24 protein-coding genes are annotated in these 24,322 nt (G+C 50.4%); 15 read left to right on the top strand and 9 right to left on the bottom strand.

The window, feature by feature from the left end:
* Positions 1 to 49 precede the first annotated feature (49 nt).
* Positions 50 to 586, top strand: coding sequence for a hypothetical protein (locus tag AC5SV9_RS10085; protein ID WP_475152131.1), 537 nt, complete (start codon positions 50 to 52; stop codon positions 584 to 586).
* Positions 587 to 589: 3 nt separating this feature from the next.
* Positions 590 to 1,693 carry an SLC13 family permease gene (locus tag AC5SV9_RS10080; protein ID WP_475152128.1) on the top strand — a complete coding sequence of 368 codons (1,104 nt, stop codon included), beginning with the start codon at positions 590 to 592 and terminating at the stop codon, positions 1,691 to 1,693.
* A gap of 124 nt (positions 1,694 to 1,817) precedes the next feature.
* Here AC5SV9_RS10080 and AC5SV9_RS10075 read toward each other — a convergent pair whose 3' ends face one another.
* Both AC5SV9_RS10075 and AC5SV9_RS10070 read right to left on the bottom strand, forming a co-directional pair.
* On the bottom strand, positions 1,818 to 2,402 hold the full coding sequence (locus AC5SV9_RS10075) for a hypothetical protein (RefSeq protein ID WP_475152126.1): 585 nt from the start codon (positions 2,400 to 2,402) through the stop codon (positions 1,818 to 1,820).
* Complete coding sequence (locus AC5SV9_RS10070; protein ID WP_475152123.1) at positions 2,392 to 2,916, bottom strand: RNA polymerase sigma factor; 525 nt, start codon at positions 2,914 to 2,916, stop codon at positions 2,392 to 2,394. Before AC5SV9_RS10070 ends, AC5SV9_RS10075 begins: the two co-directional genes overlap by 11 nt.
* A 176-nt stretch (positions 2,917 to 3,092) precedes the next feature.
* Here AC5SV9_RS10070 and AC5SV9_RS10065 point away from each other — a divergent pair, with 176 nt between their 5' ends.
* The 3 genes from AC5SV9_RS10065 to AC5SV9_RS10055 are packed head-to-tail and all read left to right on the top strand — an operon-like array spanning position 3,093 to position 5,048.
* Complete coding sequence (locus AC5SV9_RS10065) at positions 3,093 to 4,568, top strand: amidohydrolase family protein (protein WP_475152121.1); 1,476 nt, start codon at positions 3,093 to 3,095, stop codon at positions 4,566 to 4,568.
* A 42-nt stretch (positions 4,569 to 4,610) separates the two neighbouring features.
* Positions 4,611 to 4,766 carry a hypothetical protein gene (locus tag AC5SV9_RS10060; RefSeq protein ID WP_475152119.1) on the top strand — a complete coding sequence of 52 codons (156 nt, stop codon included), beginning with the start codon at positions 4,611 to 4,613 and terminating at the stop codon, positions 4,764 to 4,766.
* Between the two features lie 3 nt (positions 4,767 to 4,769).
* The gene (locus tag AC5SV9_RS10055) at positions 4,770 to 5,048 is read left to right on the top strand and encodes a superinfection immunity protein (protein WP_475152116.1); all 279 of its coding nucleotides are present in this window, start codon (positions 4,770 to 4,772) and stop codon (positions 5,046 to 5,048) included.
* Between the two features lie 4 nt (positions 5,049 to 5,052).
* Here AC5SV9_RS10055 and AC5SV9_RS10050 read toward each other — a convergent pair whose 3' ends face one another.
* The 4 genes from AC5SV9_RS10050 to AC5SV9_RS10035 are packed head-to-tail and all read right to left on the bottom strand — an operon-like array spanning position 5,053 to position 10,535.
* Positions 5,053 to 6,141 carry an MBL fold metallo-hydrolase gene (locus AC5SV9_RS10050; protein WP_475152115.1) on the bottom strand — a complete coding sequence of 363 codons (1,089 nt, stop codon included), beginning with the start codon at positions 6,139 to 6,141 and terminating at the stop codon, positions 5,053 to 5,055.
* 33 nt (positions 6,142 to 6,174) lie between these two features.
* Positions 6,175 to 8,592, bottom strand: coding sequence for an ABC transporter permease (locus tag AC5SV9_RS10045; RefSeq protein WP_475152113.1), 2,418 nt, complete (start codon positions 8,590 to 8,592; stop codon positions 6,175 to 6,177).
* Positions 8,585 to 9,274 carry an ABC transporter ATP-binding protein gene (locus AC5SV9_RS10040; protein ID WP_475152110.1) on the bottom strand — a complete coding sequence of 230 codons (690 nt, stop codon included), beginning with the start codon at positions 9,272 to 9,274 and terminating at the stop codon, positions 8,585 to 8,587. Before AC5SV9_RS10040 ends, AC5SV9_RS10045 begins: the two co-directional genes overlap by 8 nt.
* A gap of 10 nt (positions 9,275 to 9,284) precedes the next feature.
* Positions 9,285 to 10,535 carry an efflux RND transporter periplasmic adaptor subunit gene (locus AC5SV9_RS10035; protein WP_475152108.1) on the bottom strand — a complete coding sequence of 417 codons (1,251 nt, stop codon included), beginning with the start codon at positions 10,533 to 10,535 and terminating at the stop codon, positions 9,285 to 9,287.
* Positions 10,536 to 10,770: 235 nt separating this feature from the next.
* Between AC5SV9_RS10035 and AC5SV9_RS10030 the strand changes: the two genes are divergently transcribed.
* Together AC5SV9_RS10030 and AC5SV9_RS10025 are read left to right on the top strand one after the other, a co-directional pair.
* Positions 10,771 to 12,126 carry a sigma-54-dependent transcriptional regulator gene (locus AC5SV9_RS10030; protein WP_475152106.1) on the top strand — a complete coding sequence of 452 codons (1,356 nt, stop codon included), beginning with the start codon at positions 10,771 to 10,773 and terminating at the stop codon, positions 12,124 to 12,126.
* Positions 12,116 to 13,435, top strand: a complete 1,320-nt coding sequence (locus tag AC5SV9_RS10025) for a sensor histidine kinase (RefSeq protein ID WP_475152104.1) — start codon at positions 12,116 to 12,118, stop codon at positions 13,433 to 13,435. The genes AC5SV9_RS10030 and AC5SV9_RS10025 overlap by 11 nt, the downstream gene beginning before the upstream one ends.
* Before the next feature lie 23 nt (positions 13,436 to 13,458).
* Here the strand turns inward: AC5SV9_RS10025 and AC5SV9_RS10020 are convergent, their stop codons facing one another.
* Entirely contained in the window at positions 13,459 to 15,261 is a 1,803-nt protein-coding gene (locus AC5SV9_RS10020) for a coiled-coil domain-containing protein (protein ID WP_475152102.1), read from the bottom strand.
* A 165-nt stretch (positions 15,262 to 15,426) separates the two neighbouring features.
* On the opposite strand from AC5SV9_RS10020, the gene AC5SV9_RS10015 reads away from it, so the two are divergent.
* From AC5SV9_RS10015 to AC5SV9_RS10000, 4 genes are all read left to right on the top strand, one after another.
* Complete coding sequence (locus AC5SV9_RS10015) at positions 15,427 to 17,430, top strand: DNA topoisomerase III (RefSeq protein WP_475152100.1); 2,004 nt, start codon at positions 15,427 to 15,429, stop codon at positions 17,428 to 17,430.
* A 67-nt stretch (positions 17,431 to 17,497) separates the two neighbouring features.
* Positions 17,498 to 18,271, top strand: coding sequence for a peptidylprolyl isomerase (locus AC5SV9_RS10010; protein WP_475152099.1), 774 nt, complete (start codon positions 17,498 to 17,500; stop codon positions 18,269 to 18,271).
* 197 nt (positions 18,272 to 18,468) lie between these two features.
* Positions 18,469 to 19,167, top strand: a complete 699-nt coding sequence (locus tag AC5SV9_RS10005; protein ID WP_475152097.1) for a nucleotide-binding protein — start codon at positions 18,469 to 18,471, stop codon at positions 19,165 to 19,167.
* A complete protein-coding gene (locus tag AC5SV9_RS10000; RefSeq protein ID WP_134053278.1) occupies positions 19,124 to 19,444 on the top strand; it encodes a replication protein RepA in 321 nt (106 codons plus the stop codon). Before AC5SV9_RS10005 ends, AC5SV9_RS10000 begins: the two co-directional genes overlap by 44 nt.
* A 13-nt stretch (positions 19,445 to 19,457) precedes the next feature.
* Here the strand turns inward: AC5SV9_RS10000 and AC5SV9_RS09995 are convergent, their stop codons facing one another.
* Both AC5SV9_RS09995 and AC5SV9_RS09990 read right to left on the bottom strand, forming a co-directional pair.
* Positions 19,458 to 19,880 carry a DUF3010 family protein gene (locus AC5SV9_RS09995; protein WP_134053276.1) on the bottom strand — a complete coding sequence of 141 codons (423 nt, stop codon included), beginning with the start codon at positions 19,878 to 19,880 and terminating at the stop codon, positions 19,458 to 19,460.
* A gap of 15 nt (positions 19,881 to 19,895) precedes the next feature.
* On the bottom strand, positions 19,896 to 20,258 hold the full coding sequence (locus tag AC5SV9_RS09990) for a hypothetical protein (RefSeq protein WP_273023070.1): 363 nt from the start codon (positions 20,256 to 20,258) through the stop codon (positions 19,896 to 19,898).
* Positions 20,259 to 20,524: 266 nt separating this feature from the next.
* On the opposite strand from AC5SV9_RS09990, the gene ccoG reads away from it, so the two are divergent.
* Genes ccoG through AC5SV9_RS09970 form a run of 4 tightly spaced genes read left to right on the top strand, consistent with a single transcriptional unit; the run spans position 20,525 to position 24,285 of the window.
* A complete protein-coding gene (gene ccoG, locus AC5SV9_RS09985) occupies positions 20,525 to 21,955 on the top strand; it encodes a cytochrome c oxidase accessory protein CcoG (protein ID WP_475152094.1) in 1,431 nt (476 codons plus the stop codon).
* Positions 21,952 to 22,947, top strand: coding sequence for a serine/threonine protein kinase (locus tag AC5SV9_RS09980; RefSeq protein WP_475152093.1), 996 nt, complete (start codon positions 21,952 to 21,954; stop codon positions 22,945 to 22,947). The genes ccoG and AC5SV9_RS09980 overlap by 4 nt, the downstream gene beginning before the upstream one ends.
* A gap of 50 nt (positions 22,948 to 22,997) precedes the next feature.
* Positions 22,998 to 23,636, top strand: a complete 639-nt coding sequence (locus AC5SV9_RS09975) for a thiol:disulfide interchange protein DsbA/DsbL (protein WP_417704649.1) — start codon at positions 22,998 to 23,000, stop codon at positions 23,634 to 23,636.
* 13 nt (positions 23,637 to 23,649) lie between these two features.
* The gene (locus tag AC5SV9_RS09970; protein WP_475152090.1) at positions 23,650 to 24,285 is read left to right on the top strand and encodes a thiol:disulfide interchange protein DsbA/DsbL; all 636 of its coding nucleotides are present in this window, start codon (positions 23,650 to 23,652) and stop codon (positions 24,283 to 24,285) included.
* Positions 24,286 to 24,322 lie beyond the last annotated feature (37 nt).

Below are 24,322 nucleotides of genomic sequence, written 5' to 3'. Positions count from 1 at the left end.
TACCTGCGTTACAGTGGCGGGCACAAGGATGCAATAAAAACGTTAAGATATGACAACACGTTATAGTTTTAGAAACCCGGAAATGATCATTGCTGCCTCGGCACTGATCGTCAGCTTAATTACCGCTTTTGTCAGTATTTACTCGGCTTTTATTGACCGGGCCTATGCCCGCTCTTCTGTATGGCCGCGGATAGAACTTGCCAGGGGTCATGATACGAAGAGTTCTTTTCGCTACATTGTATCTAATAACGGCACCGGCCCTGCGCTTATTCAGTATGCCCGCGTAACCTATGACGGTGAAACCATCCCAACCTGGCAAACCTTGTTTAGCAAATATGGCTTAGAAAACGAAGGTATGGTGCAGTCGCATATTGGTACTACGGTGTTACCGGCACAAAAGCAAATTAATCCGGTAGAAATCAATAACACCGCTTTCTTCAGTAAACACTACGCTCAGGATCATTTAATAGGCATAGAGTTGTGCTACTGCTCTATCTACGAAGAGTGCTGGCTGGTCGATCGTGAAAACCAGCCGCAGCCTGTGGAACAGTGCCACATAGACGACAGCCAACGGTTTTTGCAGTAAGCCATGCAGCGGCTGCGCCATCTGCTGTCCCGTGTTACCGAAGACTATCTGCTACTGGTGCTGCTACTGTTGCTGCCGCCGTTATTGTGGCTGCAGCCAACGCAACTGCTTGGTCTAGCTGTATTCATCGACTGGCATACCGTGGCCGCTTTAGCTGGCTTAATGCTACTGAGCCGGGCACTGGAAGATAGCGGGTATTTAGCCCGCTTTGCGGCGTGGTTGTTAACGCGCTGTCATTCTGAACGGCAGTTAGCGCTACTGCTGGTGCTATTTGCGGCATTGCTTTCGGCGCTGGTCACTAATGATGTAGCGCTATTCATTTTGCTGCCTATAACGTTAAGCATTAGGCGGTTAACCGGCTTGCCAGTGGGAAGGCTGATTATTTTTCTGGCGCTGGCAGTGAATGCCGGTTCCAGCTTAACGGCTATAGGTAACCCACAAAACCTGTTGCTATGGCAGGCCTCCGGTTACAGCTTCTGGCAATTTACGCTGGTGATGGCGCCTTTAGCGCTCAGTTTACTGTTAATGATCCTGCTGTTAAGTTGCATCGCTTTTACCCGAACTCAATTAACCATTACCGTGGCGCACAATAGCAGTGCTGACAGTCGTCATTTATTCAGCTGGTCGCTGGCCGGTTATCCGTTGTTTATCCTGGCAATGGAATATCAGCTGGCACCCGTTGCGGCTTTGGTCGTGCTGGCAGGCTATGTGATGCTAAAGCGTAGCGTGGTAACAGGTATTGACTGGCTGCTACTGCTGGTATTTATGCTGATGTTTATCGACCTTGGGTTACTGGCGCAGCTGCCGCTGCTACAGCAACTGGGCGCACAGCTAATGGCCTTACCTGAAGGGGGTTATATCGGTTCGGCACTGTTATCGCAGCTGATTTCCAACGTGCCAGCGGCGATTTTTCTGCAAAATTTCACTACCGACTGGCGTGCACTTAGCTGGGGTGTCAGTGTTGGCGGTTTTGGTTTAGCCATCGGCTCACTGGCGAATTTAATTGCGCTCAGGCTCAGTAAGCAACCCGGCCTGTGGCGCGAGTTTCATCTTTGGTCGCTGCCGGTGTTTGCCGGCAGCTTATTGCTGGGTTGGATATTATTGTAAAGTTTGCGCAATATCAGATCGGTTGCAATTCCCGCTATGCTCGCCACAGAGTGTCTGCGCTATCGGGTTTCCAACCTGACTTATGTCGAATCCAATACCCCTAAACGGCACTGGATGACTCGCTTTACTCAAAATCTTCTGCCAGAGCATGCAGCTGCGCCAGTTCAGCCGTTTTTACCCGTACTTTCTGCTGCAACCGGTAAATAGCAAACAGACAGGCTGGCGATGCAATCAGGCTATAAAACAACAACATTGTTATAGGCGTGTTGTCCAGTTGCCACAGGTGTAATAACCACAACACCAGCGTAAACAGCATAAGCGCCGCACAGCTTAGCTGGGTATAGCGATAATAGCGCAAGCTAAGCTGGCAAGCACGGTAGCGAAATTGCAACAGCCCACCGCTGCTCCAGTTGTCATAAGCTAATATTGGCCGGTGTATATGCCAGCTGATATAAGCGGTACTTAGCGCCCCCACTGTCAGAAACAGCGCGGAAATGCCGCCCAGCCAACCGGGCAGGTTAAACAGCAGCCACAACGCAGTAACGGCCATAATCACCGCACCCAGCCATTCGCTGTACATCAGCCATTTCTGCTCACGCTGACGCTGACTGGCCTGTGCTAAATCGTTCGCGCTGGGTAGCACTTCCTCCGTGACCGGCTGCTGCTGCCAACTTTTAGTCAGGGCGGCAAAGTCAAAGTTATCGGCCATCTTGCATTAACTCCATCAGTTCGGTTTTGGCGCGGTTGATGCGCACCCTAACGGCCCCATGGCTGATCTGCAGAATGTCTGCGATCTCCGGCGCCGGTAAATCTTCCATCGCCAGCAAAATCACCTGGCGGTTAGCTGGCGACAAGCGCCTTACAGCCTGCATTAACAGCTGACTTTGCTGTTGCTCGCCCAGCTGCTCTGACGGGCAATCGTCCAGCATATGTTGCTGTACCTCATCATCCAAAGGTTGCCATTTGTGGCGCTGTGCCCGGGCAATATGGTCTACCGTCACGTTGTGCACAATGCGAAACAAATAGGCCCGTGGCAATTCCGCCGCTTGCAACCGTTCTGCCGCCTGGTGCAGCGCAAGAAAAATATCCTGTTTTAAATCCTGCCGCGCCGCCGGATCGGCTTCGCTGGCCAATAAGGTGCGGCTGATAGCGCCCTGGTACTGCTGCCATAGCTGCAATACGAAATGGATCGCGCTTTGCGTGCTGTTGGGTCCTGTTATCAAACGCTGCTGCCCTGCTGTTAAGTGGTTGTCTGGGGGCGCCGCTTTTACCGCGCTCACCTGTTCAGTCTGTTGAACTTTGCCAAGTGTTACACAAAAAAATAAAAAAATAATCTGTAACACCTAACAAAAAATCAACGACTTACCTGACAACAACCTGATAATGCCGGAGCACTTCGATGAAACACACATTTTCGCTAACACTGATCGCAACCTTGTTGAACCTGACAGCCACTGCAGGTTTAGCAGGTGCGGAAGAACCACATTACGCTGCAGCCAACACTGTGCTGTACCACAACGCAACGCTGATAAACCCTGCCACTGAGCAACAGCTTAACGATGGTTGGTTGCTGGTAAAAGATGGCCGCATTGTTCAAATAGGCCAGCAGCAGGATACTGCCGCATTGCCCGAGGCATCACAGACGGTTGATTTACAGGACCAGTACGTGATGCCTGGTTTGATTGATGTGCATCTGCACCTGACTGCCGGGCCGCATCGGGTGGAGATGCAAGATGGCAAACCGGTGATGACAGTGAAAGGCCACAGTGAGCTCACCCGCTATCATGCTATCAGTACGCTGGCAACCGGCGTAACAACAGCGTTTAGCCCTGCCGGTGAGCCAGAAGCCAATGCTGAGTATGTACGTCAGCAGCAGGCTGGTCACTGGGTTGGGCCAAAACTGAGCTATGCAGGCTTTATCTTTGAACCTACGCCCATTATTGGTGGCTCTGTGCATCCGCAGGATGAAGCTGGCTGGCAGGCTGAAATCAGCCGGCAAAAAGCTCAGGGGGTCGAGTACATCAAACTTTATGCTGGCCTGAGCAAGAACGAGGTCGCCCTTGGTGTGCGTCTGGCAAAACAGGCCGGTTTAAAGACGGTTGCACACCTTGATAGCGTCAGCTGGCTTTACGCTGCCGAATTGGGTATCGACAGATTAACCCACGCTTTACCCACCAGCGCTGAGCTGTTAACTGGCGAGGGGAAGTCTGCCTACCTGGCTGAGCGTAAAAACCCGTTTGACCAGCGCTTTATTTACCGCTGGTTTCAGCATGTCGACTACGACAGTGAGCCGGTGCAGCAACTAATCGGTACTTTGGTGCAGCAGCAAACCCGCGTTGACCTGACACTGGTAGTTAACGAGTTGTTTTATTGTGCCCGCGAGTTAGAAGAACTGTACCCGGAAGATCAAATGTGGGTTTTTCACCCGCAAATGCGCAATAGCTGGCGGGCGCTGATGGCGGCACCCAGTTATAACTGGACTGAAGCAGATGTTGCCGCCGCGCAGCAGCAAATGCCGAAGGTGCTGCAGTTGTTTAAGCGTTTGCATGACGCTGGCGTGCCTTTAGCAATAGGCACCGATCTTAGTGCCAGCGGCCCGTTTTACCTGCGCGAACTTCAACTTACCAAAGCTGCCGGTTTGAGCAACTGGCAAGTACTGCAACTGGCCACCGTAGGCGGCGCCCGCCACCTGGACTTGCCCGAAACCGGTCAGCTGGCAGCAGGCTATGTTGCCGACTTTATCGTGCTAACCACTAACCCGGTAACTGATCTTAATGCGCTGACCACCGTGCATACCGTGGTGCAGCAGGGCAAAGCCCACCGGGTTGATGCCCTTAAAGCTGAACTAGCCAAACTAACCAAGGTTGAACTGTAAATCTGACTGAAAACTGAGTTTAAACATAGCGAGGAAATAACCATGGAAACTTTACAACACCTGATAACACCTTTTACGACTGCCTGGCACCAGGCTGATAGCTACCAGCTCGTCTCTTTTTGCATCTTCTTTGCGGCCATGTGGTTGATTGCTGTGGTGATTGAAGCTGCGGTTAAAAAAGCCTCCAGGGAGGACTAAAATATGGAAACTATCAATCAATTTATCGTGGCGTTTACTGAAGCCTGGCAACAAGCCGATCTGTTGTTTTTGCTGGGCTTTGGCCTGCTGTTTTTAGCGGTATGGTTTTTACCCAGCCTGCTGGCGCTGGCATTTAACCGCCGGCATGCCGGTAAAATTGCCCTGTTGAACATCCCGGCAGGCTTTTCCTGGATTGCCTGGGTAGCCTTACTGGTATGGGCCGTTACAGGCAAACTCAGCAACAAACTGGCCGCTAAAGCCCGGTTGAAGCCGGTAGCCTGATACGTTACAAGGCTACGCTATCACCTTCATTTAAAATCAGCAGCGGCACTGTACTTTGCAGTTGCTGCTGCATATGCAATAAACGCAGTAATGGTGAGTGCGAGCTGTGATCGCCCATCTGCCAGCTGCCATTGCCGTAGCCCCAGGGGATCATCACTTTGCAATTGAGCTCTGTGGCTGCCGTTAATGCGTCTTCCGGTGTGGTGTGGACATAGCGATACCAGGCACCGTCGGTTTCATGGTAGTACGAAGCGATGGGCAGCAGACAAATATCTATGTCGCCATACCTTTGGTGAATGTCGCTAAAATGCGCGGAATAGCCGGTATCACCGGCAAAAAACAGCTTCTTACCGTTATGTTCTATCAACCAGGCGCCCCAGAGTGCACGGTTAAAGTCATCAAACAGTTTACGGCTGTTAAAGTGGTGCGCTGGCACCATATGCAGCGTCACCTCACCCAGCTGACTCTGGCTGTACCAGGCCTGCTCCACCACCTTATACCCAGCGCTGGGCATATAGCTAGCCATATCAAGCGGCATATAGTAAGTCGGGCCTGTACCAATTTTTGCAATAGTGGCATGGCTGAAATGGTCGTAATGCAGATGTGAATACAGCACAGCGTCGGTTTGTGCTAATTGCCCGGCTGTTATTTCTGGCAAATAGGGCCGCTGAATAATACCAACCAGATGCTGCGCCCAACTTACCGGCCAATCAAACTGGCCCAGCACCGGGTCGAGCAGCAATTGCTGCTGATCCGGCGTATGGATAATAAAGCTGGCATGTCCCAGCCACTGCACGCTAAAGCCAGTGTTGAGCGCTGGTACTGGCTGAGGGCCGGTATAGCGGCAATTCTGCGCCGGGCTTTGACAGCTCACCTGCGGGTGTGCCGGGTAACAGTTGGCTTCGCAGGTTGTGGGGTACTGGCGTTCGCCACGGTACAGGTTACGGTAGCGGCCTTGCTCGTCACCTTCTGTAACCTGCTCTATCATAGCGTTGGCACCCACCTGCCGCTGCACAGTATTAGGCACAGAGCAGGCGGTCAATATTATGGCAATGCCAAGGATAACCGCGGTTGAAGTAAACGACAGCCTCATTAATATTCCTTTATTCATCATCTGCTTATACTGTTACTGCTGTCTTAATACCATGGCTGGCTTGCGCCCTGCAACCTGCCAGGCCAGCGTAGCAACGGTACACCAGCAAATGGCAAAGGTTGCTGCTGCCGCCAATAGATACCAGAATGGGCTTTGACTGATGCGAACACTAAACTCGTTTAGCCAATTGTTTAATGTCCAGTAGGTTGCTGGAATAGCCAGCATGCTGCTGACTGCCATAAGTTTCAGGTACTCGCTGGCCAGCAGATTAACCAGGTTGAAGCGACCTGCGCCCAGTACTTTACGCATGGCAACTTCACGTGAACGCTGCTCTGCGCTGAAAGCAGCAAGGCCAAATAAGCCGATACAGGTTAGCGCAATGGCCAGGCTGGCAAAAATAGCGATCACTTTGCTCTGACGTCTCTGGTTATGGTACATGGCGTTGTAATCATCGTTTAACCAGCTCAGCCTCAGATCCTGCCGTTGCAGCCGGTCAGCCAGCAATTGCTGTACTTTGCTCTGAGTGCCAATGGCAAATTCAGGCTGTAAGTCCAGTATGATGTTACTGTAATTCATGGGAGAGCGACCACAAATCAGTATCAGCGGCTCGGCCTGTTTCAGCGCTGAGCCGACCTGAATATCGGCTACCACCCCGACCACAGTCATACGCAGCACAGGTTCATCACCTGGCAATAACCACTGCTGGCCTATCACATCGTTCAGGTTAGTTACGCCGGCTTTTTTTGCTAATGAAGCCGTGATGATGACTGAAGCGGTAGCATGGTCGTCATGCGTCTGATACCAATCACTTTGATAGTTCTCGCTGAAATCACGGCCAGCTAACAAGGTTAAGCCTGCGGCTTTAGCAACATTAAAACCGACACCTATCTGTGATACCGGTGGTAATGTATTGTCCTGCGTCTGACCAGGTAGCTGGATATCCATCGCCTGGGACACCGTTTCAGTGAGCTGCATATCCATTATTGACACCGCATTGACACCGTCTAGCTTGGCAAGGCTTTGCAGTAAGTCCTGGTTGCCGGCCCAGAATAAATGCTGATTATTTATGCCTTTAATTAATAACCGGCTGTCCCGAAGATAACCGGTGGGCTGATTTTGTAACAGTTGCAGTTGTTGCTGTAATACTATGCTGGCCACCAGTAATCCAACAGTAATGGCTCCTTGCAATACCAGCAAGCCTTTGCGTAGCCAGATAGCCGTATTACCGCGCTGAAAATCTCCACTTAATACTTTTTTGGCATCAAAAGCAGAAATAAACACAGCCGGGTAGATACCAGCCAGACAGCCGACTACCACTACACAGCTAACTAAAATTACACCAAAGTTGCCGGCATAGTGTAGCTCAAGTGGACGGTTAATCAGCTGATTAAACTGAGGTAACGCCAGCTCCACGGCAACGGCCGCCAGTAAGCCAGCACTAACGGCTATCAGCAGCGATTCCAGCATAAACTGCAAAAATAACTGGCTGCGACTGGCGCCTAAGGCTTTACGAACACCTACTTCTTTTGCCCGCATACCAGCGCGTGCTGTACTCATATTAATAAAGTTAATGGCAGCAATCAGCAGTAACAAAGCGGCCAGCAGCAGGCAAATACGTACCGTACTGGCTGAACCATTCACCTTGAACTCATAAGCTAATGCCGAATGCAGGTGAATGTCGGTCAGGGCCCGCAGTTCCAGTGTGCTCATTTGCTGACCGTCATACGCTTGCTGGTTCAGTGTGGATGTAAGTTGGCCAAGCAGAGTTGTTTTATCAATGTCATCTGGTAAGTGAATATAGCTGTAAACGTTGTTTATTCTTATGCTGTTGGAGGCAGCGCTGTCACTGATACGGCGTAACGACCCCGCCCGAAGATGGCTTTGCTGCGGTAAGCGGAATACCGCTGTTACGGTATAACGCTGCTCGCCAAGCTGAAATTGCCGGTTGATAATATCAGTGCTGCCAAATAAGCGCTGCGCCTCGTGTTCTGCCAGCGCAATCTGGTTTGGCTGTGCCAAAGTTGCAGCAAGATCGCCTTGTAGTACCTGAATGGTAAAAAATTCTGTGATGTTACTGTCAACTGATAGTGGCCATTCCAGCGACAGTTGCTGGCTGTTTTCTGCCAACTTAACTGCTGGCGCCCCCGGGCTGAAGCGTGTTACCCGGATACGCTTGTCATAGTCTTGCAGCAGAGCTTTCATTGCCGGGCTCGATACCGGGAAACGTTGATTCATTGAAGCAAAATGCTGCTCCAAGCGATAAGTATGGGCTGAATCGGGGTGCATTTTATCAAAGCCCAGCTCATAACTGGCATACAACAAAATCAGCAGCGCCGAAGCGAGGCCAACCGTTAAGCCCATTAAATTCAGCGCTAAATGGGTTTTATGTCTGAGCACCGCGCGCACGCCGGTAGTAAGATAATTACTTAACATGGTCAGTGAGTTATGCATATTTTGCCTCCAGCGCCCGCTCGGCAATGATCTGACCATCCAGCATGCGTACAATGCGGCTGGCGTAGCGCGACTCGTGCTCGGAATGCGTCACCATGACTACCGTCGTGCCTTCGCGGTTTAACTGGCGCAGCATCTGCATTACTTCTTCACTGTTCTTCGAATCGAGATTACCGGTAGGTTCGTCTGCTAATATCAGTGCCGGGTTAATTACCAGAGCCCTGGCGACAGCTACCCGCTGTTGCTGACCGCCGGATAATTGCAGTGGCAAATGATCAGCGCGATGGTCTATCTGCATCCGTTGCAAAATTGCATCAACCCGTCTTTTACGCTCAGTGGCTGCGACTCCCTGATATTGCAGTGGCAACTCAACATTCTGAAATACTGTCAACTCGTCGATCAGGTTAAAGCTCTGAAATACAAAGCCAAGTTTGGATTTACGCAGCTGCGCCAGTTGTTTTTCACTGTAGTTGGCAATATCCGTGCCTTCGAACAGATAAGCGCCTGAGGTGGGGCTGTCCAGCATCCCCAGGATGCTGAGCAACGTAGACTTACCGCAGCCGGAAGGCCCCATAATGGCAACGAAATCACCCTGTTCAATATGTAAATCAATATGATTAAGTGCTGTGGTTTCCAGCTCGGCAGTGCGGAACACCCGGTTTAATTGTTGTAACTGGATCATGCTGCAGTCCTTATTGTTGTAATTGAATAGTATCGGCTTGGTCGAAATCGCGATAGCCGGAAATAATCACTTTGTCACCAGCCTTAAGGCCGCTGATAACTTCTATTTGATTGGTACTTTGTTTGCCGATCGTGACGGCTTGCTTACGTGCTATAGCGCTATCGCTGTCCAGCACATACACATATTGGCCGCCGCTATCAGCTAAATAGGCGCCGCGTGGCAGCACCAGAGCCTGGCGTTGCTGTGTTTCAAGTTGCAGGGTTAAATTCACCGACTGGCCACGTGTAACGTTGTGCTCGCCAGGCAGGTTAAATTCGAGTTGAAACTGGTTGTTGACTACCCGGCTGTCTACGCGGTTTACCGTTAACGATAATGGCTGCTGGTTCAGGCTGGCGATTGCCGGCATGCCAACGGCAACCCGACTTAAGTAAAACTCATCAACGCTTGCTACCAGTTTGTACTGGTCCGGAATGTCAATCTGCCCCATGCGGCTGCCTGGTGAACGCGACTCACCCGCTTCGACGTTAAACTCACTCAGGTAACCGCTAACGGGAGCTTTTACCAGCAGATTTTGCACATTCTGTCTTGCAAATTCGAGGTTCTTTGTCAGCATAGCTACGCTGTCGCTGAGCTGGTTTAGCTGTTGCTGGCGAATCGCCTCCTCCTGCCGTTGTTGTTGCTTAGTCAGGGCTAACCGCTGCTGCTGATATTGCAGATCTTGCTGCAGGTTCAGTAAATGCTCTTTGGCCAGAACGCCAGTTTTTACCAGTGGCTCACTTTGCGCCAGATTGCGGCTGAGCGTTGCAATTTGATGCTCGATATCCAGTACGTCCCGTTTCAGGTTCAGCCGGTTGGTTTCAATCGTCATCTGGGTGTTGCGCAGAAAGTTCATTTGTTCGGTTACCTGAGCTTCGCGGCTGATTAAATCCAGTTGCAGTGCGGTATTGCTTAGTTTCACCAAGGGTTGGCCCTGAGTAACAAACTGCCCTTGCTCTGCCAACTTTTCTTCTACCCGGCCACCTTCAATCACGTCGAGAAACACCGTCTGCTGCGGCAATGCATTGGCTCGTATTGCAATGCTCTCCTGCAGGTTCTGTTGTTGCACTATGGCGGTACTGACCGAGCTAAGCGGCAATAATACAGAGGTACGGGCACTGGCCTGCCAGTTCACGCCAAGCCAGGCGGTGAGTGCTACCGTAACGAGCAGTACCGCGGGTTTGGTCAGGCGATGCCTGGCAGAGGGGGCAATTTTCTTATCCATATTGTGAGCTCCTGCAATAGTCATATCTGCAACTAACGCAATCAGCGTGCCGGATTTTTATTTGTTTAGATTCAGAGACATATGCTTTTGTTAAGCTGGAAGGTGTCCGCTGGCGGTACAACAGGGTGTCCATTAACGGACAGTGTTAAAAGCCGGTAACTTATTGGATTTAAAAGCTTGTTGCCTCGTCGCGTGGTTTTAGGTAGGGTGCTGCAATACACGCGGGGATTAAAGCATGAAGCAGCCACTTAGCGTGCTGGTACTGGATGACAACCAGGATATCCTCACCGCCAGCCGTATTTTCCTGAAACAGCATTTTGCCAGTGTCGTGACTTTGCATGAACCGGCATTATTAGTCGGCACTCTGGCCAGTCAGACATTTGATCTGCTGTTGCTCGATATGAATTTCAGCCGCGATACGCAAAGCGGTGAAGAAGGGCTGTTTTATTTAAAGCAGGCATTGGCAGCTCAGCCCACACTGAAAGTCGTGATGATGACAGCCTATGCTGCGCTGCCCCTCGCTGTGCGAGCAATGCAACTGGGCGCGGCGAGCTTTATTGCCAAACCCTGGCAGAATGAGCAACTGCTAGACACGCTGCGTCAGGCATCACAGCACCCGCCTGCTGCACAGGCGCCGGTCCACGCGGCAACACACACAGACAGCACACCCTTACTCGGAGATAGTCCGGCAATGCAGCAGGTGCTGCGCACCATTGAGAAGGTGGCGCCAACACAAGCCAACGTGCTGCTGTTGGGGGAAAGTGGTACCGGTAAAGCCTTGGTTGCACAGGCGATACACCAGGCGTCGGCCCGTGCTGGTGCGGCTTTGGTGACGGTTGATATGGGCAGCCTCAGTGACAGCCTGCTTGAGAGTGAATTGTTTGGCCACAAAAAAGGCGCTTTTACCGATGCCAAAGCCGATTACAGTGGCCGTTTTGTCCAGGCCAGTGGCGGCACCCTGTTTCTCGATGAGCTGGCGAACCTTGGTTTGCCGCAGCAAGCCAAACTGCTCACTGCATTGCAGCAGCGCACTGTGGTGCCTGTAGGTGCCAGCCAGAGTATTGCCATAGATATCCGGCTGATTTGTGCTACCAACGACAACCTGCACCAGGCGGTGGCGCAGGGACGATTCCGCCAAGACTTGCTGTACCGGATCAATACGGTAGAAATTGTGTTGCCGCCGCTGCGGGAGCGTCAGCAGGATATACCATTGTTGCTGAACTGGTATTTGCAGAAATTCAGTGAACATTATCAGCGTGAGGGGCTGAAAATCAGCCCGTCAGATTTGCGTTATCTGCAGCACTATGACTGGCCGGGGAATGTCCGGCAACTGGCGCATGTGGTAGAGCGTGCTGTCGTGCTGGCGGATAACAATACGCTGGATTTCAGCCAGCCAGACAGCGCCGTATCTGCAACTGCAACGACATCGGCACCAACTGATGCAGCGGCTGATTTTATGCTGGAGTTTGTTGAAGAGAAAACCATCCGTCAGGCACTGCAATACTATCAGGGTAACGTCAGTCAGGCAGCCAAAGCTCTGGGGCTGACCCGCGGAGCGCTATACAGGCGGTTGGAAAAATATGGTCTCTAATCTGCGTTTGCCACTTTTACTGCAGAGCTTCACTGTGCTGCTGGTGCTGGCTTGCCTGCAATGGCAGCAAGGGCCGTCTGCTCTGGCAGTCACAATTACGCTGGCTGCAGTGCTTGTAACTGTAATGATCTGGCAGTTGGGCCGGGTACAGCAACGGCAGGCAGCGTTGGTGCTCAGAGCGCTGGTCAATCAGGATACCTCGCTGACATTAGTGGGGCAGCCGCAGCTCAGCGCTCTACTGGCTGACGCCCAACAGCAGCTTAGCCGCAGCCGGCAGCAGGCTGAGGCGCGGGCTCAATATCTGCAAACACTGCTTAGCCAGCTCGATGTAGCGGTATTCGAGTTCAGTTCAGATAACCGCTTATTACAAGCTAACCCGGCAGCGGCGCGGTTGTTGTCGGGCGCGCAATATACTGAATTGCAGCTAGGCCGGATCAGCAGTACAGATTTGCAGGCGCTTATCAGTATGCTGCAAACGACAACTGGGCATTATCAGGGGCAGCTACAATGGACGCAGCCCGGCTGCGCTGACCGATTTGCCGTTAGCGTAGTATGTACCAGGTTGCAGGGGCAGGTTCGTAAGCTGGTGACGTTGCAGAGTATTAATCAGGCATTGTTACAGCAAGAAGTGCAGTCGTATCAGCAAATGACACGGGTGCTGACACACGAAATTGCCAACTCAGTGACACCGATGGCGTCGCTGGCGCAAAGTTGTCTGCATATTCTGCCGCAGGCTGGTCATGTACTGAGCACGGATGAACATGCCGATTTAGCAGAAGCTATGGCGACTATAGACCGCAGAGGTCAGCATCTTTCCACTTTTATTCTGTCATTTAAACAGCTTAGTCAACCGGTGAAAGCCAGCTTAGAGTTGACCGACCTCGTTACCATTATCAACAATTGCCTGGTGTTACAGCGATCTGCGCTTGCCCAACACAATATTCAGCTGAAGCTTGCGTTACCCGACCAGGCTAAGCTGTGGCTGGATGAAGCGTTAACCGAGCAGGTCCTTATCAACCTGTTACAAAACGCGATGGATGCGCTGCAGCAAACCACCGACAGGCAATTAGACATCTCATTACAGCAACACCGCCAACATGGCTGGCAGCTGGATATTTGCGATAATGGGCCGGGGCTCAGTGAGCAGGTTGCCAAACAGATATTTATTCCGTTTTTTACAACTAAAACACAGGGTTCTGGTATTGGCTTAAGTTTGTCGCGGGCTTTGCTGCAGGCTCAGGATGCGCAGCTGCAGTATGTGCCGGGCGCTGCGCCCGGCTGTTGCTTCAGAATAACATTTAAAACGTAGCGTCAGGTAACTAACGGCGAGGGCTAGTCAGAGGCTTTGCTTAGCTTCTTCTCCAGTTTCTCAATTTTTTCCTGTGCCTGCTCACGGTAGCGGGTTAAGCGCTCAATGGTGGCTGCAGCGTTATCTTTAACAAAGCTAACCTGCTGTTCCAGCTGGGCTTTTTGTTTCTGGAATTTGTCTTTCTCCAGCTGCAGATCGGCAACCAGATCGCGTTGCTGCTGCAATTCTTCCCGCAGCTGACGGATAACTTCACGTTGCTCTGCCTGATGATTAGCAGTGATGGCACTTTGCTCTTTCAGCATAGCGTTATTGGCTTTGAGCTGTTCGAGCGTTGCCTGTATATCCTGTGAATCGTCGATATCGGCGGTGTGTTGCGCTTTCTCCATTGCATCAAGCTGTTCCTGCGCTTTAAATGCATTATCACGCTGCACATCTGCTTCACGCCGGCTGTGATCCAGCTCTTTATTCAGTTCGCTAAGTTGTTTGCTAAGCGCTTCCAGCTCTTTTTCCTGCCGCGAAATGGTTTCTTCCGCTTGCTGATTTAATGCATTTTGTTCTGCAGGTACCTGCTCTGCTACTTCATTCTGCTGCTGCAACGCTTGTTCAAGCTTTGCCAGCGCATCATCCCGCTCAGCTGTCAGTTCTTCAGTTAACTGCTTTGTTTGTTCCAGTTGCTGTTGCACGGCTTCGATTTCTGCCGTCAGTTTGGCTTCCACTTCGGCGATTGCCTGCTGATCAACAACAGTAACCTGCTCACCGCCTGACTGGGCTTTCTGTGCCTGTTCCAACTGAGCTTGTAAGCGTTTATTCAGTGCTACTGCTTGAGTCTCTGTTTTGGTAGCCTGCTGCAACTTCGACTCAAACTCGCTTAGCATCGCTTCAAGCTCAGTAACATCGTGATCGCGGGTTTGCAAATCCTGCAGAGCCTTCTTACTTTCCTGACGCGCTTTGTCGAGTTCTGCTTTAATACTGGCTTCAGCCTGCTGTAGTACCTGTATTTGTTGCTCGGCCTGCTCTGCTAACTTTGCTTTTTGTTGCAGTGGCTCTAATTCCTGCTCTGCCGCAGCAAGCTCAGACTGCAGCTGCTGCAATTTCTGTTGATTTAGTTGCTGCTCGTTTTGCAGTTGTTCTTCCAGTTCGTCCTGTGCTTGCTGGGAAGCAATCAGTTTCAGCTGGAGCTGTTCGGCGTCTGCTTTGGCTTCGCCAAGTTGGCTCTTGGCATCTGTGGCCTGCTGAGTGGCTGTTTCCAGTGCTTTTTCCAGCTGAGCAAGTTTCGTTTTACTGTCGTTTACTTCTTGATCTGCCAGCGCCAGTTCAGATTTTAGCTGCTCTAGTTCTGCACTGTATTGTTCCAGCTTGGTTTGCTGGTCGCGGTTTTGAGTCTGAACCTGATCCCGCTCGCTGACCAGGCTGGCATATTTCTCTGCCTGAGTTGAAAGCTGTTGTTGTTGCTGCTGCAAACTGTTTTCCAGCTCGGCTTTGCGCTGTTGCAGTTGCTCCAGTTCCAGTTGCAGCTCTCGGTTATGTTCTGCTGCCAGCACTTCGGCCTGCATCGCTTGTTGCAGCTGCTGATTTAGCTGATCTGTTAGCTTTTTCGCATGTTGCTCAGATTCACGCTGAAAGGCAGAGACAAAGTCTTCACTAAAAAAACTGTCTGTACTGACAGGGGCAGGTGCTCTGTTTGCTTGTTCGTTTCGCCATTTTTGATAATGCACGACCAGGCTGGCCTGTGCACCGGGCACTTTAGAAATTAAATAATCTAATGAAACAGGTTTGCCTGTTTTGTGCAATTCATCACAGATCTTCTTAACTTCACTATATTGCATTGCTATTTATCCAACTGACCGGGTGGAATGACTGTCAAATACAGAGTACTACTACGCCCTCATTCTAAGCACTTTTTTATTAAAACCAAATTTTAATTACATTTTCTTTGCAACCCGCTATCTTGCCGCCTAATATACTGTATATAAAAACAGTTTGGTGTCGCTATGATCTTGTATATTGCTGAAAAACCCAGCCTCGCCCGGGCTATTGCTGCGGTATTGCCCAAACCTCAGTATAAAGACAAAGGTTTTATCCGCCTGGCCAACGGTGATGTGGTCAGTTGGTGCATCGGGCACCTGTTGGAACAGGCTGAACCACAGGATTACAACCCTGACTACAAACGCTGGCAAGCGGCACAATTACCGATAGTACCGGACAAATGGCTGTTAAAGGTACGAAAGTCAGCTGAACAGCAGCTTAACGTAATTAAAAAATTGTTAAAACAGGCTGATAGCCTGGTTCATGCCGGTGATCCGGATCGCGAAGGCCAGTTGTTGGTAGATGAAGTGCTGGCATATTGTGGTGTCAGTGAAAGCAAGCTGGCGGGCACCCAGCGGCTGTTAATCAGCGATTTGAATCCGGCTGCGGTAAAGCGATCGCTTACCCAGTTAAAGCCAAACCGTGATTTTATCCCGTTGTCGACGTCGGCTCTGGCGCGCAGCCGGGCAGATTGGTTGTATGGGCTGAATATGACCAGAGCCTATACCCTGCAGGGGCAGAAAGCCGGCTATCAGGGCGTGTTATCAGTGGGCAGGGTACAGACGCCGCTATTAGGTCTAGTGGTAAAACGCGATCAGGACATTGCAAACTTTGTTACCAAACCTTTTTATCAGGTACTGGCTGAGTTGGAAACAGAGCAACAGGAGCGCTTCACTGCGCTATGGCAACCGAGCAGTGCTTGTGCGCCCTGGCAGGATGACGAAGGCCGGGTGTTGGTAAAGGCGCTTGCTGAGAAAGTGCAGCAGAAAATCTGTCAGCAACCGGCCGTGGTCAGCAAGCTTGAACACAAAGAGGCTAAGCAGGCACCGCCGTTACCTTATAACCTGTCAACTCTGCAAATAGAGGCGGCGAAGCGTTATAGCATGACGGCACAGCAGGTGTTGGATAGTTGTCAGCAGTTGTATGAAAAGCACAAGCTTATTACTTACCCCCGCTCTGACTGCCGTTATCTGCCAAAAGAACATTTGAAGCAGGTTAAAGCGGTATCTCAGGCTGTTGCAGTGAATGAACCTGAGTTAGCGCTGGCCGCGCAGCAAGCAGATACTGCGTTAATCAGCAGAGCGTGGAATGATGGCAAGGTAGATGCGCATCATGCCATTATTCCGACTGAAAAACGCATGCCAGCCGGGCGGCTCAGTGTTGCTGAGCAGCGTTTATATCAGATGATAGCCCGCCAGTATCTGGCGCAGTTTTATCCACCATTTTGCTACCGCGATACGCTGGCAGAAGTCACTATTGCCGGTGGCTGTTTTGTTGCCAAAGCACGAGTGGAGCGCAGTGCAGGCTGGAAGAAGCTGTTCAGACAGCATAATAGCGGCGATAAAGTAGCGCTTACCGCTGATGAAGCCGAGCAAAGCCAGTTACAGACTACTTTACCCGCTCTGGTGATTGGTCAACCTTTGTTATGTATTGCGGCAAAGGTGCTGGACAAAAATACCAGCCCACCGCAGCCATTTACTGACGCCACACTTTTAGCTGCAATGACGGGGATTAGCCGTTATGTGACCAATGAAGAAGTACGCAAAATCCTGCGCGATACCGATGGGCTTGGTACTGAAGCAACGCGGGCCGGCATTATTGAATTGCTGTTTAAACGTGGCTTTCTGCAGCGCAGCGGCAAACAAATCCATGCCACTGCAACAGGTGTTGCATTGATTAACGCGCTGCCTGCTGAAGCGGTGACGCCGGATATGACAGCGCGCTGGGAGGCCGCCCTCAATGCTATCTGCCAGCGTCAGCAAAGTTATCAGGCTTTTATGCAACCGCTGTTGCAGCAGCTACAGCTGTTAATTCAGGGAGCGGCCAATGCAACTCCTGTTGGTTTGCCAACGCAGCCCGCGCAACGCTGGCGCGGTAGAAAAAACGCTGCGGTAAAAGGCGCTCAGGCAAACCGCCGCTACCGGCGTAAGACCACTGGCGCGGCAGTGGCAAAAGCTAAACGTAATTAATTGTTATCCTGCTGGATTTTGTTTTGTAGCCTGATTTAAGCTGCAGCACAAATTACGGAGAACAATAATGACAGCAACAAAACGCTTTAAAGCCTTATTAGCGACCGCAGTGCTAGGCTGCAGTGGCCTGGCGCAGGCCACTATCGTTGAGGTGACTACCAATGTGGGTAAGTTTGAAATTAACCTGTACGATGAAAGTACGCCGGTAACAGTGCAGAACTTTTTAAATTATGTGAGTTCCGGTCGCTATGATGGCACTGTTATTCATCGTTCAGAGGCTAATTTTGTGATTCAGGGCGGTGGTTTTGTGTTTGATCAGGCGTTGCCACTTAAAGCAACCGCAACAAACCCTGCGATTGTTAATGAACCGAAATGGTCTAATGTACGCGCTACCATTGCAATGGCTAAGCAAGCCAACAACCCGAATAGTGCGACTAACCAGTGGTTCATCAACCTGAGAAACAATGCGTCTAATCTGGACTTTCAAAACAATGGTTTTACCGTATTTGGTCAGATTAGTAGCACTGATATGGATGTGATTGATGCAATTGCCGGTTTGCCTCGCTATAACTTTACCGGACTAAGTAACGTACCGCTGCGCAACTATAGTTCTAGTGATCGCGATGATAACAAGCCACTGGTTCTAGATAACTTTGTAGTTGTTGAGTCGGTCGTGGTTGTGGATAACCGCACTAATACCGTTTCTGGCCTGACGCTGGTTCCTACCACCAATACCGGTGGTTCTGGCGGCTCTGGTGGTGATAGTGGCAGCAGTGGCGGCAGCTTTGGTTGGTTGCTGTTACCACTAAGTTTATTGGCGCTGCGACGTCGTCGCGGTTAAAAGCCGAAAAATCACAGTATAAAAGCGGAGCAACAGCTCCGCTTTTTGTTTTAACCGGGCACTATTATGTTTTAAAGCATCCGCTTAGCAGAAATCTTTCTACTGTGTCGCTGGTCAAGTCAGTGATGTCATCTACACTTATGCCACAGCCCTGTCTGAAATTATGACAGCTAATTGGTGTAAATGAGGGTAGCCTGATGATCTTGTTAGTGGGTGGAGAAAAAGGTGGCAGCGGAAAAAGCTGTCTGGCACAGAATATTGCGGTGTACTTTTCCCGTGAGAAGAAGGCCAATGTCATGCTGGTTGATTGCGACCCGCAACGCACCTCGTCCGATTGGGTGCAGGAGCGGCACCTCGATGCTGCTTTACCCTGGATAAACTGCGTGCAAATGTATGGCAAAATCCGTTATGAATTGAAAAGCCTTGAAATGCATTACGATGTGGTCATCGTCGATTGTGGTGGGCAGGACAGCGTCGCACTGCGCTCCGCGATGGTGGTGGCATCTCATGTGCTGTTTCCATTACGGCCTAAGCGGCGCGACCTGAAAACGTTGGAGCACCTCGAAGATTTGGTCAGTGCCTGCAACGTGGTAAATCCGGACATGATTGTTGGTTGCGTCATTACGCAGTGCCCGTCGCTGCCAAATCAGGCGAGCCGCATTCTGGATGCAAAAGAAGTGTGTAAGTCGTTTAACATCCGGGTGCTGGATGCTATTACTTACAATCGCAATGCTTATGATGACAGCGAAGAAAAAGGTTTGTCTGTAATGGATGTAGAGCCTGACGGTAAAGCAGCGCAGGAGATCCGTGATATAGTGACCGAGTTACTGGCAATGAAGGCGATACAAGAAGATGGCGCTGACCGATCTGAAGAAAAAGTCGCAGCCGCACGGTAAATCCGGTTTTACGGCAGACGAATTTATTGACGATGCTAATAATTATGCGATGGGCATGCCGCGTATCGTGAGTTTACGGCTGCCGGATGCGGATGATACTGACGACACTACCCGGCTGCCGATGCGTCATGCCACCTTCACGTTAAGTCAGGAAGCGATAGATGCGTTAAACGAACTAAGCCAGGCAACCGGTGAAGCCAAATCCAAGTTAATCCGCAAATTGATTTTACAGGCCAGCAAGCCGGTAAAACGGCAGCTGGCCAGAAAGAAAAAATAGTGGGTGAAACCGGCTATTTCATTAAAAAGGCATAGCCGGCCAGGAACGCCGTTTCCTGAAACACTTTTAAACCGGTATCTTTAAAGTCGATTGGTAACGGGTGGCGCTTTAGTTTTTCTTTTAATTCCGTGGCGCTGATAATGGTACAGTTGCAGCCGGCAATAAGCTGTAACGCGGCTTCTATTTTAAACCCTACTGCGCCACCGGCAAATTTGCCTTTCTGCGGTCTTTCTTTGATCACCAGCTGACTTATCTGGTAATCCTCAATAAATTTGGCAAACGTAAACTGAAACTGACGCATCTGTTGCTGGTCGGCATCCTTACTTAATGCAAAGCGGTTCTGCCGGCAGTCGGCCAGTTCGAACAAGCCATTTTTTAACGTCATCAGGCAGACGATGGCTTCACTACCTTTGATCTCGATTCCACAAGTACGCATAGCACAGCCCTCTGCTTAAGGTTGGGTTAAATTATGATAGTTATTTTCAATGACTGCACAGGTCTGCTGTAACGGCTCACCATACAAGATGGGGCTGAAGTCTTTATTTACGCAGTAATTAAGACGAAAACGTTTCAGGCTGTCGATACTACTGGTTGCTTTTTCCAGCTGAGCGCGCTGGCTTTCGCCCCATTGTTCTGACAACTCAAGTAATTGCTTGCGGGTTTTACGCAGGGCGCCTTCTTTGCTGTCACCCGCTATCGCGGCCTTATCTAAAATCGCTTCAAACAATTGCTCTTTATACGGCTTAATCTTTTCGTGATCCGAAAAGGTAATCACTAACAGCACTATCACCACTAACCAGAAAAACTTTTTCATTACGTCTGAACTCCGGTAATACACGCCGCTATTGTATCGGATTGCAGCGGCGCATGCATCGGCACTGTGCTGATATCTGAAAATCGTAAACCTGAATGACAATATTCAGCTGTAACTGTAAACCACGTTGTCGGTTTTTGCTATAAAGCGCGATTTGGCAAGGTATCAGCAACAGGCACAGAATTTGCTTTGTCACAGGTCAAAGAATTCAGCGTGTAAGCTGTTATAATCAGCGGCAAGTGCAGACAGCAGTATCGGGGTCGGTAGTGGATCAGCAAAAGATAGATATTAAAAATATTCCGGTGCATGTTGAAGTGCATACACCCAGCGCAAACAAGGCACCAGAGTATGCACCGCGTAACCGCATTTATGTGCGGGCGGTAAAAGGGCTACATCAGGCGGTTCGCCGTTATATGGGTTTTGTATTCATGGGCTTGTTTATGCTGTTGCCCTGGTTACAGTACGAAGGGCATCAGGCCATTTTGCTTGATATCACCGAGCAGAAATTCAATATTTTCGCGCTGACATTATGGCCACAGGACTTCACCATTCTGGCGTGGATTTTTATTATTGCCGCTTATGCACTGTTTTTTATTACCGCCTTTTATGGCCGGGTCTGGTGTGGCTATCTTTGCCCACAAACAGTGTGGACCTTTATTTTTATCTGGTTTGAAGAAAAAATTCAGGGTACGCGCAACCAGCGGATGAAGCTGGATGCCGAGCCCTGGTCGGGCGTTAAATTCTTTAAAAAAGCCGCCACACATTTTTGCTGGCTGGCATTTTCACTACTGACGTCGCTGATTTTTGTTGGCTATTTCACACCTGTGGCCGATTTGTTTATGCAGTTTTTTACGCTGGAAGCCAGTTTCTGGGCAGTAACATCGGTGTTGTTTTTTACGCTGTGCACCTACGGTAATGCCGGCTGGATGCGGGAAATCATGTGTACGCATATTTGTCCGTACGCCCGTTTTCAGTCAGCCATGTTTGATAAAGATACTTTCACCGTGACCTATGATGAAAAACGCGGTGAAAACCGCGGCCCGCGTAGCCGCAAAGATAAAGACTACAAACAAAAAGGCTTAGGTGACTGCATCGATTGTAACTTGTGTGTACATGTGTGCCCTACCGGCATTGATATTCGTAACGGCCTGCAATATGAGTGTATTAACTGCGGCGCCTGTATTGATGCCTGTGACGATACCATGAGTAAAATGGGCTATCCGCCGGGGCTTATCAGTTACACCACTGAGCACAGTTTAAATGGCAAGCCTACCCGGGTGTTACGGCCTAAGCTGTTAGGTTATCTGCTGGTGTTGCTGGCGGTATGTACTGCGTTCGCCTGGACGCTATATAGCCGGGTGCCGCTGGAGATGAATATTATCCGTGACCGTGGTGCGTTGTTCCGCACCAACAATGATGGCCTGGTCGAAAATACCTATACGCTGAGTATTTCCAATAAATCCCAGCATACAGTGGTGTTTGATTTAAGCGTGTCGGCAGATGCCAGCTTTAACTGGATAGGCCCGCATCAGGTCAGTTTAAATGGTGGTGAAACCGGTAGTGTGCCAATCAGTCTGGCACTGGATCCCTACAGCACGAAAGAGCGCTCACTGGAAATTACGTTTACCGTTCAGCAGCAGGATAACGCTGAAGTCCAGCTGCAGCAGGCGACGAAGTTTTTCCTGGGCAACCGATGACCACATTTGACTACAGTACACTGCAGCCGGATCTGATCCTGGATGCGCTGACCGAGCAAGGCCTGGACGTATGTTCAGGCCTGCTGGCATTGAACAGTTATGAAAACCGCGTTTACCAGTTCAGCGCGTATCAGGCCGGCAATGACAGGCTGCAGAAGTTTGTCGCCAAGTTTTACCGGCCACAGCGCTGGACACAAGCGCAATTGCTGGAAGAGCATCAGTTCGCAGCAGAGCTGGCAGCGGCCGATGTGCCGGTTGTTGCGCCTTTAGCAGTAAAGGGTAACAGCCTGCTACAGTTTGCCGGTTACTCTTTTGCATTATTTCCAAGCCGTGGTGGCCGCACGCTCGAGATCGACAATGACGAGCAACTGGCCATGCTGGGGCGTTTTCTCGGCCGTTTACATCAGGTCGGTAAAGCAACCGCTTTTGTGCATCGTCCGGCATTCAGTATCGATAGTCATTTACTCCAGAGCCGGCAACTGCTGGCTGAACTGTCGCTGATCCCCGGCTACCTGCGTCCGGCATTTGATAGTGTATTGGATCAGGTCATTGCATTGTGCGCAGAACAATACCAACCCACTAATATGATCCGGCTGCACGGCGACTGCCACGCCGGCAACCTGTTCTACATCGAGCAGGGGCCTTTTTTTGTTGATTTGGATGACTGCCGCTCGGGCCCGGCAATTCAGGATTTATGGATGATGTTATCCGGTGATCGACAGCAGCAGCGCGATACATTGGAAATGATGCTGGAAGAGTATGAGCAGTACTGTGAGTTTGACCCGGCCGAGCTTAAGCTGATCGAGCCTTTACGGGCAATGCGAATGATACATTACATGGCCTGGTTGGCCAGACGTTGGCAGGATCCGGCTTTCCCGATGAACTTTCCATGGTTCGGTACAGACAAATACTGGGAACAACAGGTGCTGGCATTAAAAGAGCAATTATTTCTGTTACAGCAGCCGCCGCTTTCATTAGTGCCAGACTACTGAGTTTTTGTTAAGCTGTGTCCAACTTACCGCATCAGAGGATATTACTGAGCATGAAAAAACTGTTTGTGTTAGCAATGGCTTTACTGCTGCCGCTGACGGCCTGCGCCGAAGCGAAGTATGAGCAAGGCAAGCAATACGATGTGGTGGCTGATGTCGCTACCAGCAAACCGGAAGTGAAAGAGTTTTTCTCGTTTTACTGTCCGCATTGCTACCAGTTTGAACCGATAATGCAGAGCGTGGAGCATAAGCTGCCTGAAGGTACCAGTTTTAAAAAAATGCATGTCGATTTTTTACGTGCCGCATCACCTGAATTGCAGGAAGCGCTGACACGGGCTTATGTGGTCGCCGATTTTCAGCATCAGGGTGATAAAATCGCGATGGCGTTTTTCAACCGTATCCACCGCGACCGTGCCGGTTTCGCCAATGCTGACGATATCCGCCAGTTGATGCTGATTAATGATTTTGATGCAGCCACATACGATAAAGCGCTGAAAAGCTTTTCGGTAAACGCTGCCGTGAAGCAGATGAAAAAAGAGCAAACCGAACTGAGCGATCGTCGTATTTTAACTGGCGTGCCTATGCTGTTGGTCAATGGTAAATACCGGATCAACCTGGCAGAACTGGACAGAAAAAATGTTGAGCAGGATCTGCAGAACTTGATCGCTTTCCTGCTGGCAAAAGACGCGTAAGGGCACGTTACTGATGAAGAAGCTATTTGCTGTATTGGCACTGACACTGTTGTTGCCTGTGGCGCAAGCCGCACAGTTTGAAGAAGGCAAGCATTACGACGTTATTGCCGAGCAAGGTACCGCCAAACCTGAGGTGAAAGAGTACTTTTCATTCTACTGTGGTGGTTGTAATGCATTTGAACCCATAGCTCAAAGCGTGGCAAAGAAGTTACCTGCCGGTGTTGAGTTTAAAAAATCGCATGTCGATTTTATCCGTGCCGCGTCGCCCGAGCTGCAAAATACGCTGGCCCGGGCCTATCTGGTCGCGAAAGGTTTGGGTAAAGGTGATGCGGTGGCCAGCGCGTTCTTTAATCAGATCCACCGTAACCGTGCGCCTTTTGCCAACGAGAATGATATTCGCAGCCTGGTGCTGTTGCATGACATCGACGGCGACACCTACGATAAAGCGATGAAGAGCTTTTCTATTCGTGGTGCAGCAAATCAGATGAAGAAAGAGCAGGATGATTTGTCTAACCGCCGGGTACTGACAGGTGTACCGATGCTGATTGTGAACGGTAAGTACAAGATTAATAATGCAGCGCTGAGCGCAAAAAATATGGAAGCAGAGCTGCAGCAGTTAATTACCTTTCTGCTGGACAAAGATGCATAAAGTTATCGTTACGAAAAAGGCTACCTGAGGGTAGCCT

Source organism: Rheinheimera sp. ATLC3, from assembly GCF_059429535.1.
This window is presented reverse-complemented; position numbering and strand designations above follow the sequence as displayed.

Bases quoted from the DNA above. Each gene is read 5' to 3' on its own strand.
- AC5SV9_RS10085 (WP_475152131.1), top strand. From the start codon at position 50: ATGACAACACGTTATAGTTTTAGAAACCCGGAAATGATCATTGCTGCC.
- AC5SV9_RS10080 (WP_475152128.1), top strand. From the start codon at position 590: ATGCAGCGGCTGCGCCATCTGCTGTCCCGTGTTACCGAAGACTATCTG.
- AC5SV9_RS10075 (WP_475152126.1), bottom strand. From the start codon at position 2,402: ATGGCCGATAACTTTGACTTTGCCGCCCTGACTAAAAGTTGGCAGCAG.
- AC5SV9_RS10065 (WP_475152121.1), top strand. From the start codon at position 3,093: ATGAAACACACATTTTCGCTAACACTGATCGCAACCTTGTTGAACCTG.
- AC5SV9_RS10060 (WP_475152119.1), top strand. From the start codon at position 4,611: ATGGAAACTTTACAACACCTGATAACACCTTTTACGACTGCCTGGCAC.
- AC5SV9_RS10055 (WP_475152116.1), top strand. From the start codon at position 4,770: ATGGAAACTATCAATCAATTTATCGTGGCGTTTACTGAAGCCTGGCAA.
- AC5SV9_RS10050 (WP_475152115.1), bottom strand. From the start codon at position 6,141: ATGAGGCTGTCGTTTACTTCAACCGCGGTTATCCTTGGCATTGCCATA.
- AC5SV9_RS10045 (WP_475152113.1), bottom strand. From the start codon at position 8,592: ATGCATAACTCACTGACCATGTTAAGTAATTATCTTACTACCGGCGTG.
- AC5SV9_RS10040 (WP_475152110.1), bottom strand. From the start codon at position 9,274: ATGATCCAGTTACAACAATTAAACCGGGTGTTCCGCACTGCCGAGCTG.
- AC5SV9_RS10035 (WP_475152108.1), bottom strand. From the start codon at position 10,535: ATGGATAAGAAAATTGCCCCCTCTGCCAGGCATCGCCTGACCAAACCC.
- AC5SV9_RS10030 (WP_475152106.1), top strand. From the start codon at position 10,771: ATGAAGCAGCCACTTAGCGTGCTGGTACTGGATGACAACCAGGATATC.
- AC5SV9_RS10025 (WP_475152104.1), top strand. From the start codon at position 12,116: ATGGTCTCTAATCTGCGTTTGCCACTTTTACTGCAGAGCTTCACTGTG.
- AC5SV9_RS10020 (WP_475152102.1), bottom strand. From the start codon at position 15,261: ATGCAATATAGTGAAGTTAAGAAGATCTGTGATGAATTGCACAAAACA.
- AC5SV9_RS10015 (WP_475152100.1), top strand. From the start codon at position 15,427: ATGATCTTGTATATTGCTGAAAAACCCAGCCTCGCCCGGGCTATTGCT.
- AC5SV9_RS10010 (WP_475152099.1), top strand. From the start codon at position 17,498: ATGACAGCAACAAAACGCTTTAAAGCCTTATTAGCGACCGCAGTGCTA.
- AC5SV9_RS10005 (WP_475152097.1), top strand. From the start codon at position 18,469: ATGATCTTGTTAGTGGGTGGAGAAAAAGGTGGCAGCGGAAAAAGCTGT.
- AC5SV9_RS10000 (WP_134053278.1), top strand. From the start codon at position 19,124: ATGGCGCTGACCGATCTGAAGAAAAAGTCGCAGCCGCACGGTAAATCC.
- AC5SV9_RS09995 (WP_134053276.1), bottom strand. From the start codon at position 19,880: ATGCGTACTTGTGGAATCGAGATCAAAGGTAGTGAAGCCATCGTCTGC.
- AC5SV9_RS09990 (WP_273023070.1), bottom strand. From the start codon at position 20,258: ATGAAAAAGTTTTTCTGGTTAGTGGTGATAGTGCTGTTAGTGATTACC.
- AC5SV9_RS09980 (WP_475152093.1), top strand. From the start codon at position 21,952: ATGACCACATTTGACTACAGTACACTGCAGCCGGATCTGATCCTGGAT.
- AC5SV9_RS09975 (WP_417704649.1), top strand. From the start codon at position 22,998: ATGAAAAAACTGTTTGTGTTAGCAATGGCTTTACTGCTGCCGCTGACG.
- AC5SV9_RS09970 (WP_475152090.1), top strand. From the start codon at position 23,650: ATGAAGAAGCTATTTGCTGTATTGGCACTGACACTGTTGTTGCCTGTG.